We start from the raw sequence: 16,439 nt of genomic DNA on the forward strand, positions 1-16,439 counted from the left end.
TCAAAATGATTACGGTCCACAAGAATTCCGACGGTGCATTGATCGAAATCGAATTGTCCGGCGAAGTTACAAGCGCCGATTACACAAACACTCTGGTTCCCGCAATCGAGGCTGCGCTGGCGGAACATGACGCCGTCCGCCTGCTGGTTATCGTCGGCCCCGAGTTCAAAGGCTATGATCTGGGCGCGGCTTGGGAAGATACCAAGCTGGGCCTAAGCCATTGGCGCGGCTTCGATCGCGCCGCGGTCGTCGCAGACAAGGGATGGGTCCAGACCAGCGTGCGCCTGGCTGCGCCGCTGATGCCCTGTCCGGTGCAGGTATTCGAGCTGGCCGAGCTGGAAGAAGCGCGCCGCTGGATCCGTGAATCTCTGGGCGCGATCCACATCGTGGATTTGGGTGGGCCATGCGTGCAGGTCAGCCTGATGGGTAAGCTCGACCCCGAGGAATACGGAAAAGCCGAAGCCGATCTGGATGCCATTCTGGGCGACCGGGATGCGTTCCGGTTGCTGATCGACCTGAGAGAGTTCGATGGCTGGCAAGGGCTGACCGCTCTGGCCGCGCATTTCCGTCTGGCCCGCGGTCACGTGGGAATGCTGGATCGGGCAGCCATCGTCGGCGACAAGGCATGGCAGAACATCGCGCAGCGCGTGGGTGGCCACATTCTGGGTACACGTACCCAGTTTTTCCCGTCCGAAGAGATTGAAAACGCCAAGGCGTGGCTGGCGGCGGGATAACGATGGCGCGCGGCCCGAATGAATGGGCCGCGCTGCGCGTCCGGGGCCAAATCCTGGATTGACATCGGACGCCGTCGCGGGCCGGTCCAACTTGTTACGTTACGTCCTTTTCGCCCAGCCGCGGGGCGCGAAGGCATTGTAACTGTTGAGTCTCTCCGGCTGATTTGTCTAATTGGTAAAAAATTGAAGCGCGACGGCAGGTTTTCCCCCTTTCTCAAAAGCCTGACTCCGGTATGCGCAAATCGTCGCTGCGGGCCGCCACTCACTCACGCATAGTCATACGGCTCGATCCCCCTTTCCCGAGCTTTCGACCGGCCCGCAGCGACGCAGATTTATTCAGGAAGGCTCGTATGCGGCTGATCAAGTTTTTGAAAAGAAAATCCATGACCGGCGCGGCTGTCGAAGTTGATTTCCAGGAATCTACTCTTCGGCGCGCGCAGACCAGCAAGTCGGAAATCACCCGTTTGTTCCGCAGTGAATTGAAGGCCGGGCAACGATCCGGTGTACAGACATGCACGGACACAGCGAGAGATGAAGAAGACAGCCGGAAGACGGACAAAGCCCTTTGATCGTCAGGCTTTGTCCAGACGGGCCGCGCGACCACCCCGTCGCTTGGCCAAGCGAGGCTTGCGGGCAGGCAGGTCATTCATGATTTCGGCGCGTTCCGAACTTTCCATTTTCGACCAGCGCGTGATTTCGTCGATGGTGCGATAGCAGCCGGTGCAGATACGCTCGGTTGGATGCACGACGCAGATCTGGACACACGGACTTTCGACCTCGTCCCTTTTCCAAATCATGTTCGTCATCGCCGGTCTCCGGGCTCGTTAAAGAAAGCGCAGCCTGTCCAGCGCTCCTTGCAGGATATAACCCGCCGCGACGTGGTCGATAACCTGTCCGCGACGTTTTCGTGTCGTATCCGCCTCCAAAAGTGCCTTTTCTGCCGCAACTGTGCTCAGGCGCTCGTCCCAGAAGCCGATCGGGATGTCGGTCAGTTGGGACAGGTTGCGGGCAAACGCGCGGGTTGATTGGCACCTTGGACCCTCGGATCCGTCCATATTCATGGGCAGACCAAGGACGATCCCTCCGATCTCGCGATCGGCGGCGATCTCCAGAAGGCGGGCAGAGTCCAGCTTGAATTTCTTGCGGCGCACGGTCTCAAGTGGGCTGGCCACACCGCGCATGCGGTCGGAAACAGCCACGCCGATCGTCTTTTCGCCCAGGTCCAGACCCATCAGCGCCTGCATCGGGGGCAATGCGGCTGCGAAATCCTCGAACACGTCCTGGATCATTGCGACAGACCAGCCTGCTGCGCGGCCGAGTTGATCAGTTCAAGCGCGGCGGGGTCTTCGGCAAACTTGGTCGCGGCTTCATCCCGGATCGCGGCGGCCTGCTCGGTTTCTCCCAGCACCCCAAGCGCCGAGATCAGTCGGGCCCATTCCTGCGGAGAACCACCTTCGGTCGCCAGCCGGTCCGACAATCCGTCAACCATGCCGCGGATCATCTCCTGACGCTCCTCGGGCGTCAATTCCGCCGCAGCTTCCATATCCGACTGGCTGGGGCCCGCACCTGCCGGAGCAGCTGCCATTTCGGGCGCGTTGAAGACGCCGGCGCGCCAGGCAAGTTCGTCGATCTGGGCGCGAATGGCGTTGGCCCAAGGCGCCCCCGGTGGCGACGTGCGCAGCGTGTCCATCCAGACGCGATAGGCCTGGTCCGGCCGTCCGATCTGCAGCAGCATCTGGCCCCAGTAATAGCGCGCCGGTCCCGATTGCGGGTCGCGTTCCAGTGCCTGACGCAAGGCCGCTTCGGCTTCGGGCGAGACATAGCCCCCCGCCGCGAGGATCAGCATTTCTGCCAGGTTCGAATAGGCGTCCGCCGGGGCCTCGTCCCCCATCAATTCGATTGCACGGCGTTGGGCTGCATAACCGGCTTGAAAATTGCCCGCGTTGGTTTCGTGCTGCGCCAATAGAATGTGACCCTGAAGATCGTCCGGTCGGTCGGCCACGGTCGTGCGCAGCTGGTTCAGAAGGTTGGCATAGCTGTCTTCAAGCTGAGGCGCTTCGACGGGCGGGGCCATCTGCTCGGCCTCTTCCTGGCCGGGTCTGTTCTCACGCAGTTCGGCGGCCATCTCCATGCGCGCTGAAAGCGGTTGATCAGGGTATCCGGCGGCACCCAGCTGGCGGTACAGAGCAAACGCTCCGCCGATCAGCACCAGGGCAACGAACCCGATGGCGGCCACCCGAACAGTGGTTGACGGCCCGGTCGTCGCGTCACCGGTACGGATTTGCGCGTCGGCGGCCAGGATACGGCGCGAAATCTCCGTCCGAACTCGCTCGGCGTCGGCTTTGGCGATCACTCCGCGGGCCAGATCGCGATCAACGCTGGCAAGCTGTTCCTTGTACACCCGCAGATCGTAGGCCGCCGGATGTTCCTGTCGCCGGCGGGTTCGGGTCAGGCCAAAGGCCAAGAATGCGGTGATCGACAGCGCAAAGAGCAGAAGCAGAACCCAGAATGTCATGATCTCTCCGGAATTGTTGCCCTCACTTAGACCTGCGCGCGCCCGGAAAAAAGGGACAAATGGCCGCGAATGGCCTACATGTCGCAATAGTGCGATATTGCGGCGCTGTACGGCAGGGGTAATCTGTCGCCGCACGGCATATCTTCGGCCAATCACGAACCGGACGGATTCGCTCATGAAACACTATTCAGCCTTTGCCGTAGCGCGAGAGGCGCTGCGCTATCACACCGGATGGGAGCGCGCCTGGCGTTCGCCAGAACCCAAGAAACGGTATGACGTGATCATCGTCGGTGCCGGCGGGCACGGTTTGGCGACGGCGTATTATCTGGGCAAGAATTACGGTATCCAGAACGTCGCGGTGATCGAAAAGGGCTGGCTGGGCGGCGGCAATACCGGGCGGAACACGACCATCATCCGCTCTAACTATCTGCAGGACCCGTCGGCTGCGATCTACGAAAAATCGCGCGGCCTGTACGAGGATCTGAGCCAGGATCTGAACTACAACGTGATGTTCAGCCCGCGCGGCGTAATGATGCTGGCGCAAACCCAGCACGAGGTGCGCGGCTATCAGCGTACGGCGCATGCCAACGCGCTTCAGGGGGTCAAGACCGAATGGATCGAGCCCGAGCGCGTAAAGCAGCTGGTCCCGATCATCAACATCGACGGCCCGCGCTATCCGGTCCTTGGTGCGCTGTGGCAAGAGCGCGGCGGCACCGCACGCCACGATGCGGTGGCCTGGGGCTATGCGCGTGCCTGTTCGAATATGGGTATGGACATCATCCAGCAGTGTGAGGTTACGGGCGTCCGGTCTGAAAACGGTCGCGTCACAGGGGTCGAGACGACCAAGGGCGCCATCGAATGTGACAAGCTGGGCATCGTGGTCGCGGGCCATTCGGGCCAACTCGCTGAAATGGCGGGCTTCCGTCTGCCGGTCGAGGCGCTGGCCCTGCAGGCGCTGGTGTCCGAGCCGATCAAGCCTTGCATGGACGTGGTGGTGATGGCCAACACCGTACACGGCTACATGTCGCAATCCGACAAGGGCGAGATGGTGATCGGTGGTGGCACAGACGGGTTCAACAACTACACCCAGCGCGGCAGTTTCCACCATATCGAGGAAACCGTCCGGGCCCTGGTCGAGACCTTTCCGATGATCTCGCGGCTCAAGATGCTGCGGCAATGGGGCGGGATCGTCGACATGACCGGCGACCGGTCGCCCATCCTGTCCAAGACGCCGCTGGGCGGTTGCTTCATCAACTGCGGCTGGGGCACCGGCGGGTTCAAGGCCATCCCCGGTTCGGGCTGGGGCATGGCGCAGCTGATGGCCACCGGGCATTCCCCGCTGACCGAGGCGTTCTCGCTGGACCGGTTCAAAGAGGGCCGCTTCATCGACGAAAGCGTCGCCGCCGGGGTGGCACACTGATGTCAGTCGCCCCAATGCGACCCGTGAATGGTTTCGGAACTGTTCGCCCTGTCGGATCTTGGTTTGATCGTTTTCCTTTCTTCCGATCGGAAAATGACGAAGGCGATCAGTCCAAAAACGGCAAGCGTGCCAGCTACGGTCAAAACAATGGTCAAAATATCCATGCGCTAAACCTGGGCGTGTGGTCCCTATTTTTCAAGCGAGGAGTGGCATCATGCTGATCCTGAGTTGCCCCTATTGCGGCGTCGACGCCGAAGAGACCGAACTGACTGCCGGCGGCGAAGCGCATATGAAACGCTTCGGTCCCGGCTCGTCGGACGAAGAGTTCCATGACTATCTGTTCATGCGCGAAAACCCCAAGGGCGTGCACTTCGAACGCTGGCGGCACAGCAACGGCTGCGGCAAGTGGTTTCATGCCGCGCGGTGCACCGCGACGCTTGAGGTGTTCGGCACCTATTCGGCCCAGGTCACCGAGCCGCCAAAGGAAATCCGCGATGCGATTTCGGCCAGACGGCCGGGTTGGACGTGGAGAGAGTTCTCCTGATGCTTCGTCTTTTCAAGAACACATCTGCCGGAGGCCCTGACGCCTCCACTTGCGAAAGGTCCGCAAAATGAGCACCCGTCTCGCAGATCAAGGTCGCCTGATCGACAGGTCGAAACCGGTCACGTTTTCATTCAACGGTACCTCTATGCAGGGCTATCAGGGCGACACGCTGGCCTCAGCCCTGCTGGCTAACGACCAGATGATGGTCGGCCGGTCCTTCAAATACCACCGTCCGCGCGGCGTCGTCGCCAGCGGTGCCGAGGAGCCCAACGCGCTGGTCGGTCTAGGGCAGGGCAACCGGTTCGAGCCGAACCAGCGCGCCACCACGACCGAACTGTTCAACGGCCTGACCGCGATCTCGCAAAACCACTGGCCCAGCCTGGAGTATGACATCGGCGCGGTGAACACGGCGCTGGCACGGTTCCTGCCGGCGGGGTTCTACTACAAGACGTTCATCCACCCCAAACCGTTCTGGAAACATGTGTACGAGCCGTTCATCCGCCAGTCGGCCGGTTTGGGCAAGGCGCCCGACAAGGACAGCCGCGACGCGGACACGTATGAACATTTCTATACCTTCACCGACGTTCTGGTGATCGGCGGCGGTGTTGCGGGCCTGCAGGCGGCCAAGACCGCGGCGCAATCGGGCGCCAAGGTCATGTTGATCGAACAGACCGCCCATTGGGGTGGCCGCGCGCCTGTCGATGGCGGCACGGTCAACGACGAGCCTGTGGATAAGTTCGTGGAACAATTGGTTTCCGAACTCGAAACAATGGACAATGTCACCCTGCGGTCGCGCTGCATGGGGGCCGGGGTCTATGACCACGGATACGTGCTGGGATACGAGCGTCTGACCGACCACAAACCGGGCACTCAGGGGCCGCGCCATCGTCTGTGGCGCATCCGCGCCAAACAGGTCGTCACGGCCACCGGCGCGATCGAGCGCCCGCTGTCCTTTGCCGGCAATGACGTGCCGGGGGTGATGCTGGCCTCGGCCATGCGCGACTATGTGGTCAATTGGGGCGTAACCCCGGGCGAGCGCGTGGTCGTCGCCACCAACAATGACGACGCCTATCGCACTGCGATCATCCTGAAGCAGGCGGGCGTGGATGTGTTGCGCGTCGTCGATGCCCGTCCCTCGGCCGGGCCGCTGGCGGACGAAGCGCGCAGCCTCGGCATCCGGGTCGATCCCGGCAAGGCCATCGCCAAGGTCAAGGGCGGCAAGCGGGTCAAGAAGGTCGCGATCTGCAACCAGGAAGGCATCGGCGGCGCTCGGGAAGAGGTCGAATGTGATGCGGTTGCCATGTCGGGCGGCTGGTCTCCGGTGGTGCACCTGTGGTCACATTGCGGCGGCAAGCTGATCTGGGACGAAGCCAACGCCCATTTCCGCCCCGACCCCGACCGTCCGCCGCTGGGCGCGGATGGCGCAGGCTTTGTTGTGGCCGCAGGCTCGGCAAGCGGGCCGATGGCGCTGGGCGAGGTTCTGGCGGATGCCCACGCCGCGGGCAAGTCCGCGGCCAAGGCAGCCGGGTTCAAGCCGAAGAACACCAAGGCACCGCAAGGCGAGACCGAGACCGAAGCGCCCATGCAGGCCGTCTGGCTGATGCCCGCCAAGGCCGACGTTCAGCTGCGCATGAAGTCGTGGCTGGACTTCCAGAACGACGTAAAGGTTTCGGACGTGCAACTGGCCGCGCGCGAAGGCTATGAAAGCGTCGAGCACACCAAGCGTTATACCACGCTGGGCATGGCGACGGATCAGGGTAAGCTGAGCAATATCAACGGTCTGGCGATCCTTGCTGATGCGCTGGAATCCGAGATACCCAAGGTCGGCACGACCACTTTCCGCCCGCCCTATACGCCCATTTCAATGGGGGCCATCGCGGGCGAGGCGCGCGGCGAGGTGTTCCAGCCGATCCGCCGCACGCCGATGCATGACTGGCATGACCGGAATGGCGCGGATTGGGAGCCGGTGGGCCACTGGCGTCGTCCTTACGCCTATGTCCGAGCCGGGGAAACCGTGCATGACGCGGTGAACCGCGAGGTCCGGAACACCCGTGAAAACCTCGGGCTGCTGGATGCCTCGACCCTGGGCAAGCTGATCGTCAAGGGGCCGGATGCGGGCAAGTTTCTGGACATGATGTACACCAACATGATGTCCACGCTGAAGGTCGGCAAATGCCGCTATGGCCTGATGTGCTCGGAAAACGGCTTCCTGATCGACGACGGCGTCGTCGCCCGCATCGATGAGGACACCTGGCTGTGCCACACCACCACCGGCGGGGCTGAGCGCATCCATGCCCATATGGAGGAGTGGTTGCAGACCGAGTGGTGGGACTGGAAGGTCTATGTCGCCAACGTGACCGAGCAATACGCCCAGGTCGCCGTTGTGGGCCCCAACGCCCGCAAGGTGCTGGAGAAGCTGGGCGGTATGGATGTCAGCCGCGAGGCGCTGCCCTTCATGGAGTGGCGCGACGGCCAGATCGGCGGTTTCGACTGCCGGGCCTACCGCATCTCGTTCTCGGGCGAGCTGTCCTATGAAATCGCGGTGCCCGCGTCGCAGGGGCAGGCCTTCTGGGATGCCCTGATGGAGGCCGGCAAAGAGTTCGGCGTGATGCCTTATGGCACGGAATGTCTGCACATTCTGCGGGCCGAGAAGGGCTTTATCATGATCGGGGACGAGACCGACGGCACCGTGATCCCGCAGGATCTGGGGCTGCACTGGGCGATCTCGAAGAAGAAAGAGGATTTCCTGGGTAAGCGCGCGCAGGAACGTTCCCACATGACCGACCCGGACCGCTGGAAACTGGTGGGGCTCGAGACTGTGGATGGTTCTGTCATCCCCGACGGTGCCTATGCGGTGGGCGAGGGCGTGAATGCCAACGGTCAGCGCAATGTGATCGGGCGCGTCACCTCGACCTATTACTCGGCCAACCTGGGCCGCGGCATCGCCATGGGGCTGGTCAAGAACGGGCCGAACCGCATGGGAGAGGTGATCGAATTCCCGGGCACCGACGACAAAATCTACAAGGCCAAGATCGTGGACCCGGTGTTCTACGACAAGGACGGGGAGAAGCAGAATGTCTGAACCCATCAGCGCACTGAACCACGCACGCTTTGACGGCATCGCCCGGATCGAGGAATGCGGCCTGCAGGGGATGATCACCCTGCGCGGCGATCTGTCCGACAAGCTGGTGACCAAAGCGGTCAAGGATGCCACCGGCCAGAAGATGCCCGGCCAGCGCGAGGCTTTCGTCGATGGCGAAACCGGCGTCTGCTGGATGTCGCCGGACGAGCTGCTGGTGCTTGTTCCCTACGCCGAGGTCGAGGCCAAACTGGCCGCCATGCAGGACGCGCTGAGCGGTGTGCATGCATTGGCGGTCAATGTCTCGGACGCGCGGGCGGTGTTCCGGGTCTCGGGACCGACCGCGCGTGAGGTGCTGGGCAAGGTTGCGCCCGTCGATTTCTCGTCCGATGTCTTCCAGCCCGGTCAGATCCGGCGCACGCGCCTGGCGCAGGTTGCGGGGGCGTTCTGGATGGACGACAAGGAAACCTTTCGCGTGGTGTGCTTCCGATCAGTTGCGGATTACGTCTTCAAGCTGCTGAAGGTTGCGGCGCAGCCCGGCAGCGAGGTCGGATACTACTGAACCCGACCCCACCTTGGCAGACAGAAAAAGCCCCGGACATCACCGGGGCTTTTCATTTTTTGACGACCTCGCATCTGCCGGTTCCGTAAGGTTTGTTCGTTGCCCCGACATTCACGAAACTGCCGCTCACCTTCAGCCCACCGTCTGTCGCAAAATTCGCCTGATGGCGCATGCGAATGGCCTGACCTTCGGTACTTTTGAGCGTCACGTTCCAGATCATCCGATAGCCCTTGGCCCCACGATCCCGAAGCTGCGCGTAGGTCCAGTCATGGTAGTTGCTGTCGGCTTGCGCGGTGCCGGCCTCGGGGTCGATTTGAAAGGCATATTCAGGTGCGACCCAGCCGTGGCTATACTTCTTTGTTATCGTGCACTTGTAAGCCATGGGGGATGCGGCAGCCGCCTGTGCCGTCAGGGCCGCGGCGAGGAATAGAATAAGTCGCGAGTCAATTTTCCTGTGACTTCAGTGGTCAATACAGGAAAATGAACACCGCGTCGCTGGGTGTACAAGGGCAAATTCTCGTTTGAGTAGAGTTTCCGTGACGGAACTCTATTCCGTGAACAGGACGCTGCGGTACTGGGTCAAAGCGCTCGGGCCCAGCAAGTCCTGGGCTGAGATTGGGCGCCCGGTTTCATCGTGCATGTTCGAGTAGAAAGACAACGTCGCAAGCAGGGCTTCGACCCGTTCGGCGCGGTTGTTTTCGTCCAGCAGGGGCGCGTGCAGAGACAGATACAGGGCTGGCTTCTGATCCTGCAGCCAGTCGGCGAGCGTCGGCAGAACCGCAAACTCCGCTCCTTCGATATCCATCTTGACCAGCGAAATGCCTGACAGGTCCGTCGCTGTGGCGAACTGGTCCCAGGCGATGGTCAGGGCGTTGGTTCCATGCGCGCCGTCATGCAGCAGAGAACTGGTGGAGTCGCCGGGCTCGCCCCGGACAGAGGCCATGCGGGCCACGCCAAACCGGTCGGACAAAGCCACGCCAAAGGCCGAGACGTTGCGGATGTCGTTCAGGTCGAGGTTCCAAGCCAGATGGCGAAAGGCGGTGGGGTCGGGTTCGAAACACCAGACATGCCGGGCTTTGCGCGCGCCATACAGAACTGTCGGGCCGATCCACGCGCCGATGTCCAGATAGTCGCGGTCGGGCGACAGGTGCTGGTCCAGCACCGCGAATGTCTCGGGCTCCCAGTCGCCGGCCGAGGCCTTTCGCCAGAATTTCGAATGGTATGGGTCCAGCCGGAACGCCTCGCCATTCAGGTTGCCTGCATAATGACCGCGGGCACGGTAGAACATCTTGCGCGCCTGCGTCAGCATAGCGGACCTCCGGGTTTTCTGCGCTCGGGCCTTGACCTGCGGCGGTTGCCAAAGCATTTAACCTTGGGAACGCAACACAAATTTACAGGGGGCCGAGATGGCTTTTGAACTTCCTGATCTTCCTTATGCACATGACGCGCTGGCAGCCAAGGGCATGTCGGCGGAAACGCTGGAATATCACCATGATCTGCACCACAAGGCCTATGTCGACAACGGCAACAAGCTGATCGCCGGGACCGAGTGGGACGGCAAGTCGCTGGAAGAGATCATCGTCGGCACCTATGACAAGTCGGCCGTCGCACAGAACGGTATCTTCAACAACATCAGCCAGCTTTGGAACCACAACCAGTTTTGGGAAATGATGGGTCCGGGCGAGTCGAAGATGCCGGGCGAGCTGGAAAAGGCTTTGGTTGAAAGCTTCGGTTCGGTCGAGGAATTCAAATCGCAGTTCAGCGCGGCCGGTGCCGGTCAATTCGGTTCGGGCTGGGCGTGGCTGGTCAAGAATGCCGATGGCTCGCTGGCGGTTACCAAAACCGAAAACGGCGTGAACCCGCTGTGTTTCGGCCAGACGGCGCTGCTGGGTTGCGACGTATGGGAACACTCCTACTACATTGATTTCCGCAACAAGCGTCCGGCTTACCTGTCGAACTTCCTCGACAACCTAGTGAACTGGGAAAACGTTGCATCGCGGATGTAAGACTTGACCCGACGAGGGTTTATCAAGGGCCTGCTGGCGGTGACGCTGGCAGGCCTTGTTGTTTCGCTGTACGGGTTCTTTATCGAACCGGCTATGCGGCTGCGGGTTCGCAAATGGAAGCTTAAGCGCGCGGACTGGACGGCGCCTCCGCTGCGGATCGCGGTCATCGCCGACCTCCACGCGGGCGAGCCTTTCGTTACCTTGAAACGTATCAAGCAGGTCGTAAGGCGCACAAATGCGCTGGATGCCGATCTGGTCTTGCTGCTGGGGGATTTCACCGCCAGCCACAGGATGGTTTCGAAGCCGGTCGCGATGGCGGACATCACCTCGGTTCTTGCCGGGCTGACCGCGCGGCATGGGGTTTTCGCGGTGCTGGGAAACCATGATTGGTGGGATGATACGGCCGCTCAACGCCGGGGCGGTGGGCCCAACGTATATGCCGATGCATTGGCCGCGAGTGGCATCCCGGTCCTGTCCAATTCTGCGCAGAAACTCGATGACCCGGGAATCTGGCTGGCGGGCCTCGAAGACCAACTGGCGATTGTGGAGGGCAATGGGCGATACCGCGGCCTGGACGATCTGTCCGGCACATTGCGACAGATTACCGATGACGCGCCCGTCATCCTGATGGCGCATGAACCGGACATATTTCCCCAAGTGCCAGATCGCGTTACCTTGACGCTGTCCGGTCACACGCATGGTGGGCAAATCAGACTGTTTGGGTGGTCGCCCGTGGTGCCCTCGCGGTTTGGCAATCGCTATGCCTACGGCCCGGTGCGCGAAGGTGGAAAGGATCTGGTGGTTTCCGGCGGCATCGGGTGCTCGATCCTTCCGGTCCGGTTTGGTGTTACACCCGAGATTACGCTTGTCGAAATTTCTGCCTGATCTGTGCCTCGGGTGCAAACTTGCTAATACGTCAACTTTTGCGCGCATGCGCCGTTGCAAGACGCCAAAGAGTGATTAGCTGATAAATGCGGGAGGAGAGAACCGCCAAAACCAAGACAATGAGGGAATAGCTGCCGAATTGTGCCGTGGGTGCAAGATGTTGTCTATTCTTGTTCGGGCGGGGGACGGCCACGAAAACCACAACGGGAGATCGCAATGGTCGCACTTGAACAGGGTACTTGGGTCATCATCGCCGACGGGGAAAAAGCGCTGTTCACGGAAAACGTGACGGATGCCGAGAACCCCAATCTGGTGGTTGTATCGGTTGAGGAACAGGATCATCTCGCCGCGCGGGGCAAGCGCTCGGATCGGGCGGGACGACGAAACGATACCGGGCCGAACCAGAAGTCTGCGGTGGAAGAAGACACCTGGCGCACCCATGCCAAATCCCTGTTCGTTCAGGATGTGGCCAACCTGCTCAACAAAAAAGGGCTGAAGGGCGCGTACAAACGGCTTGTTCTGGTCGCCAGCCCACAGGTCCTGGGCCTGCTGCGCCGGCGCCTTCACAGCGAAGTTCTGGCCAAAGTCGTCGCCGAAGTCGACAAGACCCTGACCAACCATCCACTTCACAAGGTCGAAAAGGTGCTGCAACGCCAGCTGCTCACCTCGACCGCCTGATCTTGCTGGTTCAGGACACACGGGCGGGGAAACCGCCCGTGACGCCCATTATTTCAATAACTTGCGCAACTGATCCATCGCGGACTCGGCGTCGTCTACCCAGGTAATGAAACGGGCCAAGGAGGCATCCGCAAAACCTGCGTCGATTACCTGATCCAAAAGCGTGTGAAGCGCGTCCCAGTATCCGTCCACATTCATCACCAGGATCGGTTTGTCGTGCAGGCCCAACTGGCGCCAGGTCAGCGCCTCGAACAACTCGTCCAACGACCCGGGTCCGCCGGGCAGCACGACCACGGCATCCGCATTCATGATCATGACTTTCTTGCGCTCGTGCATCGTTTCGGTGACCACGAAACGCGTCAGATCTGTTTTTCCCACTTCCCGCCGGAGCAGATGAACCGGTATCACGCCGAAGGTTTCGCCTCCGGCCGCTTGCGTAGCCCGGGCGACTTCGCCCATCAGGCCCACGTCACCCGCACCGTAGACCAGCCGCCAGCCTTCGGCGGCCAGCAGCCGCCCAAAGGTGCCTGCGGCCTTTGTGTAGGCCGAATTCGCGCCATTGCGTGACCCGCAATACACACAGATCGATTTCTGGGACATCAAACAGCGACTCCGGGGTTGTGTCAGAGGTTTTGACCCGTGATAGCGGGATTGATAAATTGGCTCAACCGTTCGGCGGAAAGCTTTTGAGTGAAGGCATTTGCGCTGCGGAGTAAAGGAAAAAACATGGACGCCAAATCGGGAAGCGGTAGGTCGGGTGCATTCGTCTGGGGTATCCTTGCGGGTATCTTGGCTGTGATTGGCGCCGGGGGCTTGTATCTTTCGGGTGTCTTCGGTCCCGCGCAGCATGATCAGTCCACTACGGAAGAGGCCATCGCCGAAAGCGCCAGCGAAGGGCCAGCCGCCGCACTGGCACCAAGCCCGGATGCAGGGGACTCGCAGGTTATTGCGGAACCTGACAACGCGGATGAGGTTCAGACTTCGACCGAGACCGAAGAAGCAACCGCGACGGAAGCCGAAGAGATCACCGCGACCGACGAGCAGGCCGCGCAGGACGCGACAGTTGAAGAACAGCCGGCAGAGGCTGCTCCAACACCCGAGGCTACCGCGGCCGCAATTGTTCCGACGCTCGACCAGATATTCGTGGAGCCCGACGGCAATGCGCTGCTGTCCGGCAAAGGCGACCCGGGCAGTCAAATCCGTATCCTGCTGGATGGCGAGCCGATCCACAGCTTCACGGTCGATGGCAGCGGCCAGTTCGCCGAATTCGTCACCATCCCCTTCAGCGAGGCCGCGCGAGGTCTGGTCCTTGAAGCCGGTGACGATACCCGGTCTGCGCAATCGGATGACTATCTGATTGCCGCGTTGCCCAAGCCGCCTGCGCCACCCGCTACGGACGAGCAAGTCGCCAGCACGGACACCGAAGCGCAGGACGAAACGGCGGAACAGCCGTCTGCGGCAGCATCGGTAGAAGACACCGAGGTTACGCAAACGGACGAGACCGTATCCGGGGCGCAAGACGAAGAAACAACCTCACCCGAGGCCACGACCGAGACTCAACCCAGCGAAAGCCAGCAGGTGGCCGTTTTGCGGTCCGGTGAGGAAGGAGTTGAGCTTGTCCAGTCGCCGTCGTCCGAAGACGCATCGCCTGAGCAGGTTGCGCTTGATACGATCGGCTATTCCGACGCTGGCGATGTCCAATTGTCCGGCCGTGTGTCCGAGGGTGCTGCGGTTCGGCTCTATCTGAACAACAAGCTGGTGGCCGACATCACTCCAGGGCAGGACGGTGATTGGCGCGGGGAAATCCAGGAAGTCGATCCCGGTGTCTATACCCTGCGCGTTGACGAAGTCGACACGGACGGAACGGTGCTGAGCCGTCTGGAAACGCCATTCAAGCGCGAGCCGGTTGAAGTTCTGCAGGCGGCCGAGGCGCAGGATGCGGTGCCGGGTGCTGACCAGAGCACGCCGATCCGGTCCGTTACCGTGCAGAAGGGCGACACCCTGTGGGCTATCTCGCGAGAGCGTTTTGGCGACGGTGTTCTGTATGTCCGCCTGTTCGATGCGAACCGCGACCTGATCCGCGACCCCGACCTGATTTATCCAGGCCAGGTCTTCACCATCCCGGAATAAAGGCTTAGGTCTTGCGGGGCCGGGTTTTCGCCCGGCCTCGAAGCTTTCCGGGTCAGACATGAGAAGACTTGCGCCTATGCATTCCGCAGACATGCCACAGATGGACGAACGCAAGTCGGGTTGGCTGACCATCCGAATAGTGGCTCCGTACCTGTGGCCCGAAGATGAGCCGTGGGTCAAACGGCGGGTGGTCTTCGCGATGGCCATGCTGGTTCTGGCCAAGCTGATCGCGGTCTATACGCCGATCCTGTACAAGGGCGCGGTCGATGCCTTGGCGGGCGAGGGCGTGCCGCCGCTTGCGCTGGGCGCCGTGGGGCTGACCGTGGCCTATGGCGTGGCGCGGATGTTGACCGTGGGGTTCCAGCAGTTGCGCGATGCGCTGTTCGCGCCGGTGGGTCAACGCGCGCTGCGGGCACTGGCGCTCGAGACCTTCCAGCACATCCACCAGCTGTCGATGCGCTACCATGTGACCCGGCGCACGGGCGGCCTCAGCCGGATCATCGAGCGTGGGGTCAAGGGCGTGGAGTTCCTGCTGCGCTTTCTGCTGTTTTCGATCGGCCCGTTGATCCTGGAACTGCTGCTGGTGGCGGTGGTTCTGATGTGGCTGTTCGACGTCTGGTATCTGGTCGTGGTGGCCGTCACCATCGCGCTGTACATCTGGTTCACCTTCACGGTCACCGAATGGCGGGTGAAGCTGCGGCGCGAGATGAATGACCAGGACACCGAGGCCAACCAGCGCGCCATCGACAGCCTGCTGAATTTCGAAACCGTCAAGTATTTCAACGCCGAGCGGCGCGAAGCTGAGCGATATGACGTGTCGATGAAGGCCTATGCGCAGGCCGCGTTGAAAACGGCATACTCGCTGGCCTTCCTGAATTTCGGACAGTCCTTCCTGATCACCTGCGGGTTGATCGGGGTGATGGTTCTGGCCGCGATCGGCGTTCAGAACGGGCAGTTGACGGTGGGCGATTTCGTGATGGTCAACGCCTACATGATCCAGATCACCGTGCCGTTGAACTTTCTGGGCACCGTCTATCGCGAGATCCGACAGGCTCTGGTTGATATGGGCCAGATGTTTCAACTGCTGGAGCAACCCGCCGAAGTGGTGGACAAGCCAGACGCCAAGCTCCTGCAGATCAACGAAGGCCGGGTCGAACTGGACGATGTGCATTTCGGCTATGACCCGGACCGCGAGATCCTGCGCGGTGTCTCTCTGGTGGTGCCGGGGGGGCAGACCGTGGCCATCGTGGGCGCGACCGGCTCGGGCAAATCCACCATCGGTCGGTTGCTGTTCCGGTTCTACGACGTGACCGAAGGCGCGTTGCGGATCGACGGGCAGGACGTGCGCGACGTGACGCAGGAAAGCCTGCACGCCGCCATCGGGGTGGTGCCGCAGGATACGGTGCTGTTCAACGATACGATCCGGTACAACATCGCCTATGGCCGCGAGGGGGCCTCGCAGTCCGATATCGAAGCCGCCGCAAAGGCCGCCCAGATCCACGACTTCATCACCTCTCTGCCCGAGGGGTACGAGACCAAGGTGGGTGAGCGTGGCCTGAAGCTGTCAGGTGGAGAGAAGCAGCGCGTGGGCATCGCGCGGACGCTGTTGAAGAACCCGCCGATCCTGCTGTTGGACGAGGCCACCAGCGCGTTGGATACCGACACCGAGCAGGACATCAAGGATGCCCTGGCCCGCGCCGGCGAGGGGCGCACGGTGATCACCATCGCCCACCGCCTGAGCACGATCGCCGAGGCCGACCAGATCGTCGTTCTGGAAAAGGGCGAGATCATCGAGCGGGGCACCCACGACGAGTTGCTGCGCCGTGAAGGGCGTTATGCCCAGCTGTGGAACCGCCAGCAATCGGATACGCAGGCAGCCTGAAACC

17 protein-coding genes are annotated in these 16,439 nt (G+C 61.6%); 11 read left to right on the forward strand and 6 right to left on the reverse strand.

Annotated elements, in window-relative coordinates:
• Window positions 1-5 precede the first annotated feature (5 nt).
• A complete protein-coding gene (locus AC2FNZ_RS04925; RefSeq protein WP_496839725.1) occupies window positions 6-734 on the forward strand; it encodes a SpoIIAA family protein in 729 nt (242 codons plus the stop codon).
• Between the two features lie 350 nt (window positions 735-1,084).
• Window positions 1,085-1,303: a hypothetical protein gene (locus AC2FNZ_RS04930; protein ID WP_496839726.1), complete on the forward strand. Its 219-nt coding sequence runs from the start codon at window positions 1,085-1,087 to the stop codon at window positions 1,301-1,303.
• A gap of 3 nt (window positions 1,304-1,306) precedes the next feature.
• Here AC2FNZ_RS04930 and AC2FNZ_RS04935 read toward each other — a convergent pair whose 3' ends face one another.
• The 3 genes from AC2FNZ_RS04935 to ccmI are packed head-to-tail and all read right to left on the reverse strand — an operon-like array spanning window position 1,307 to window position 3,249.
• Entirely contained in the window at window positions 1,307-1,540 is a 234-nt protein-coding gene (locus AC2FNZ_RS04935; RefSeq protein ID WP_093962468.1) for a DUF1289 domain-containing protein, read from the reverse strand.
• Window positions 1,541-1,558: 18 nt separating this feature from the next.
• Window positions 1,559-2,023, reverse strand: coding sequence for a Holliday junction resolvase RuvX (gene ruvX / locus AC2FNZ_RS04940; RefSeq protein ID WP_093962467.1), 465 nt, complete (start codon window positions 2,021-2,023; stop codon window positions 1,559-1,561).
• Window positions 2,020-3,249 carry a c-type cytochrome biogenesis protein CcmI gene (gene ccmI / locus AC2FNZ_RS04945; RefSeq protein ID WP_093962466.1) on the reverse strand — a complete coding sequence of 410 codons (1,230 nt, stop codon included), beginning with the start codon at window positions 3,247-3,249 and terminating at the stop codon, window positions 2,020-2,022. The genes ruvX and ccmI overlap by 4 nt, the downstream gene beginning before the upstream one ends.
• Window positions 3,250-3,424: 175 nt before the next feature.
• Between ccmI and AC2FNZ_RS04950 the strand changes: the two genes are divergently transcribed.
• From AC2FNZ_RS04950 to AC2FNZ_RS04965, 4 genes are all read left to right on the forward strand, one after another.
• The gene (locus tag AC2FNZ_RS04950) at window positions 3,425-4,669 is read left to right on the forward strand and encodes a sarcosine oxidase subunit beta family protein (protein ID WP_170372272.1); all 1,245 of its coding nucleotides are present in this window, start codon (window positions 3,425-3,427) and stop codon (window positions 4,667-4,669) included.
• A gap of 214 nt (window positions 4,670-4,883) precedes the next feature.
• A complete protein-coding gene (locus AC2FNZ_RS04955; protein WP_170372274.1) occupies window positions 4,884-5,213 on the forward strand; it encodes a sarcosine oxidase subunit delta in 330 nt (109 codons plus the stop codon).
• Window positions 5,214-5,280: 67 nt separating this feature from the next.
• Entirely contained in the window at window positions 5,281-8,295 is a 3,015-nt protein-coding gene (locus AC2FNZ_RS04960; protein WP_496839727.1) for a sarcosine oxidase subunit alpha family protein, read from the forward strand.
• Window positions 8,288-8,854, forward strand: a complete 567-nt coding sequence (locus AC2FNZ_RS04965; protein ID WP_496839728.1) for a sarcosine oxidase subunit gamma — start codon at window positions 8,288-8,290, stop codon at window positions 8,852-8,854. The genes AC2FNZ_RS04960 and AC2FNZ_RS04965 overlap by 8 nt, the downstream gene beginning before the upstream one ends.
• A 52-nt stretch (window positions 8,855-8,906) precedes the next feature.
• On the opposite strand, the gene AC2FNZ_RS04970 is transcribed toward AC2FNZ_RS04965, so the two are convergent.
• Together AC2FNZ_RS04970 and AC2FNZ_RS04975 are read right to left on the reverse strand one after the other, a co-directional pair.
• Window positions 8,907-9,236 carry a hypothetical protein gene (locus AC2FNZ_RS04970; RefSeq protein ID WP_496839729.1) on the reverse strand — a complete coding sequence of 110 codons (330 nt, stop codon included), beginning with the start codon at window positions 9,234-9,236 and terminating at the stop codon, window positions 8,907-8,909.
• 165 nt (window positions 9,237-9,401) lie between these two features.
• Window positions 9,402-10,163 (reverse strand): FkbM family methyltransferase, encoded by a 762-nt coding sequence (locus AC2FNZ_RS04975; protein ID WP_496839730.1) that lies wholly within the window; start codon window positions 10,161-10,163, stop codon window positions 9,402-9,404.
• Between the two features lie 97 nt (window positions 10,164-10,260).
• Here AC2FNZ_RS04975 and AC2FNZ_RS04980 point away from each other — a divergent pair, with 97 nt between their 5' ends.
• The 3 genes from AC2FNZ_RS04980 to AC2FNZ_RS04990 all read left to right on the forward strand — a co-directional run bounded on the left by AC2FNZ_RS04980 (window position 10,261) and on the right by AC2FNZ_RS04990 (window position 12,423).
• Window positions 10,261-10,860 (forward strand): superoxide dismutase, encoded by a 600-nt coding sequence (locus AC2FNZ_RS04980; protein ID WP_093962459.1) that lies wholly within the window; start codon window positions 10,261-10,263, stop codon window positions 10,858-10,860.
• 3 nt (window positions 10,861-10,863) lie between these two features.
• Window positions 10,864-11,745: a metallophosphoesterase gene (locus AC2FNZ_RS04985; RefSeq protein WP_496839731.1), complete on the forward strand. Its 882-nt coding sequence runs from the start codon at window positions 10,864-10,866 to the stop codon at window positions 11,743-11,745.
• A gap of 216 nt (window positions 11,746-11,961) precedes the next feature.
• Complete coding sequence (locus tag AC2FNZ_RS04990; protein ID WP_496839732.1) at window positions 11,962-12,423, forward strand: host attachment family protein; 462 nt, start codon at window positions 11,962-11,964, stop codon at window positions 12,421-12,423.
• A 48-nt stretch (window positions 12,424-12,471) separates the two neighbouring features.
• On the opposite strand, the gene AC2FNZ_RS04995 is transcribed toward AC2FNZ_RS04990, so the two are convergent.
• Window positions 12,472-13,023: an LOG family protein gene (locus AC2FNZ_RS04995; RefSeq protein WP_093962457.1), complete on the reverse strand. Its 552-nt coding sequence runs from the start codon at window positions 13,021-13,023 to the stop codon at window positions 12,472-12,474.
• 126 nt (window positions 13,024-13,149) lie between these two features.
• Between AC2FNZ_RS04995 and AC2FNZ_RS05000 the strand changes: the two genes are divergently transcribed.
• Window positions 13,150-14,553 carry a LysM peptidoglycan-binding domain-containing protein gene (locus AC2FNZ_RS05000; protein ID WP_496839733.1) on the forward strand — a complete coding sequence of 468 codons (1,404 nt, stop codon included), beginning with the start codon at window positions 13,150-13,152 and terminating at the stop codon, window positions 14,551-14,553.
• Between the two features lie 76 nt (window positions 14,554-14,629).
• Window positions 14,630-16,435 (forward strand): ABCB family ABC transporter ATP-binding protein/permease, encoded by a 1,806-nt coding sequence (locus tag AC2FNZ_RS05005; protein ID WP_496839734.1) that lies wholly within the window; start codon window positions 14,630-14,632, stop codon window positions 16,433-16,435.
• The last annotated feature ends 4 nt before the right edge of the window (window positions 16,436-16,439 follow it).

Source organism: Ruegeria sp. SAZA006 (assembly GCF_059613465.1).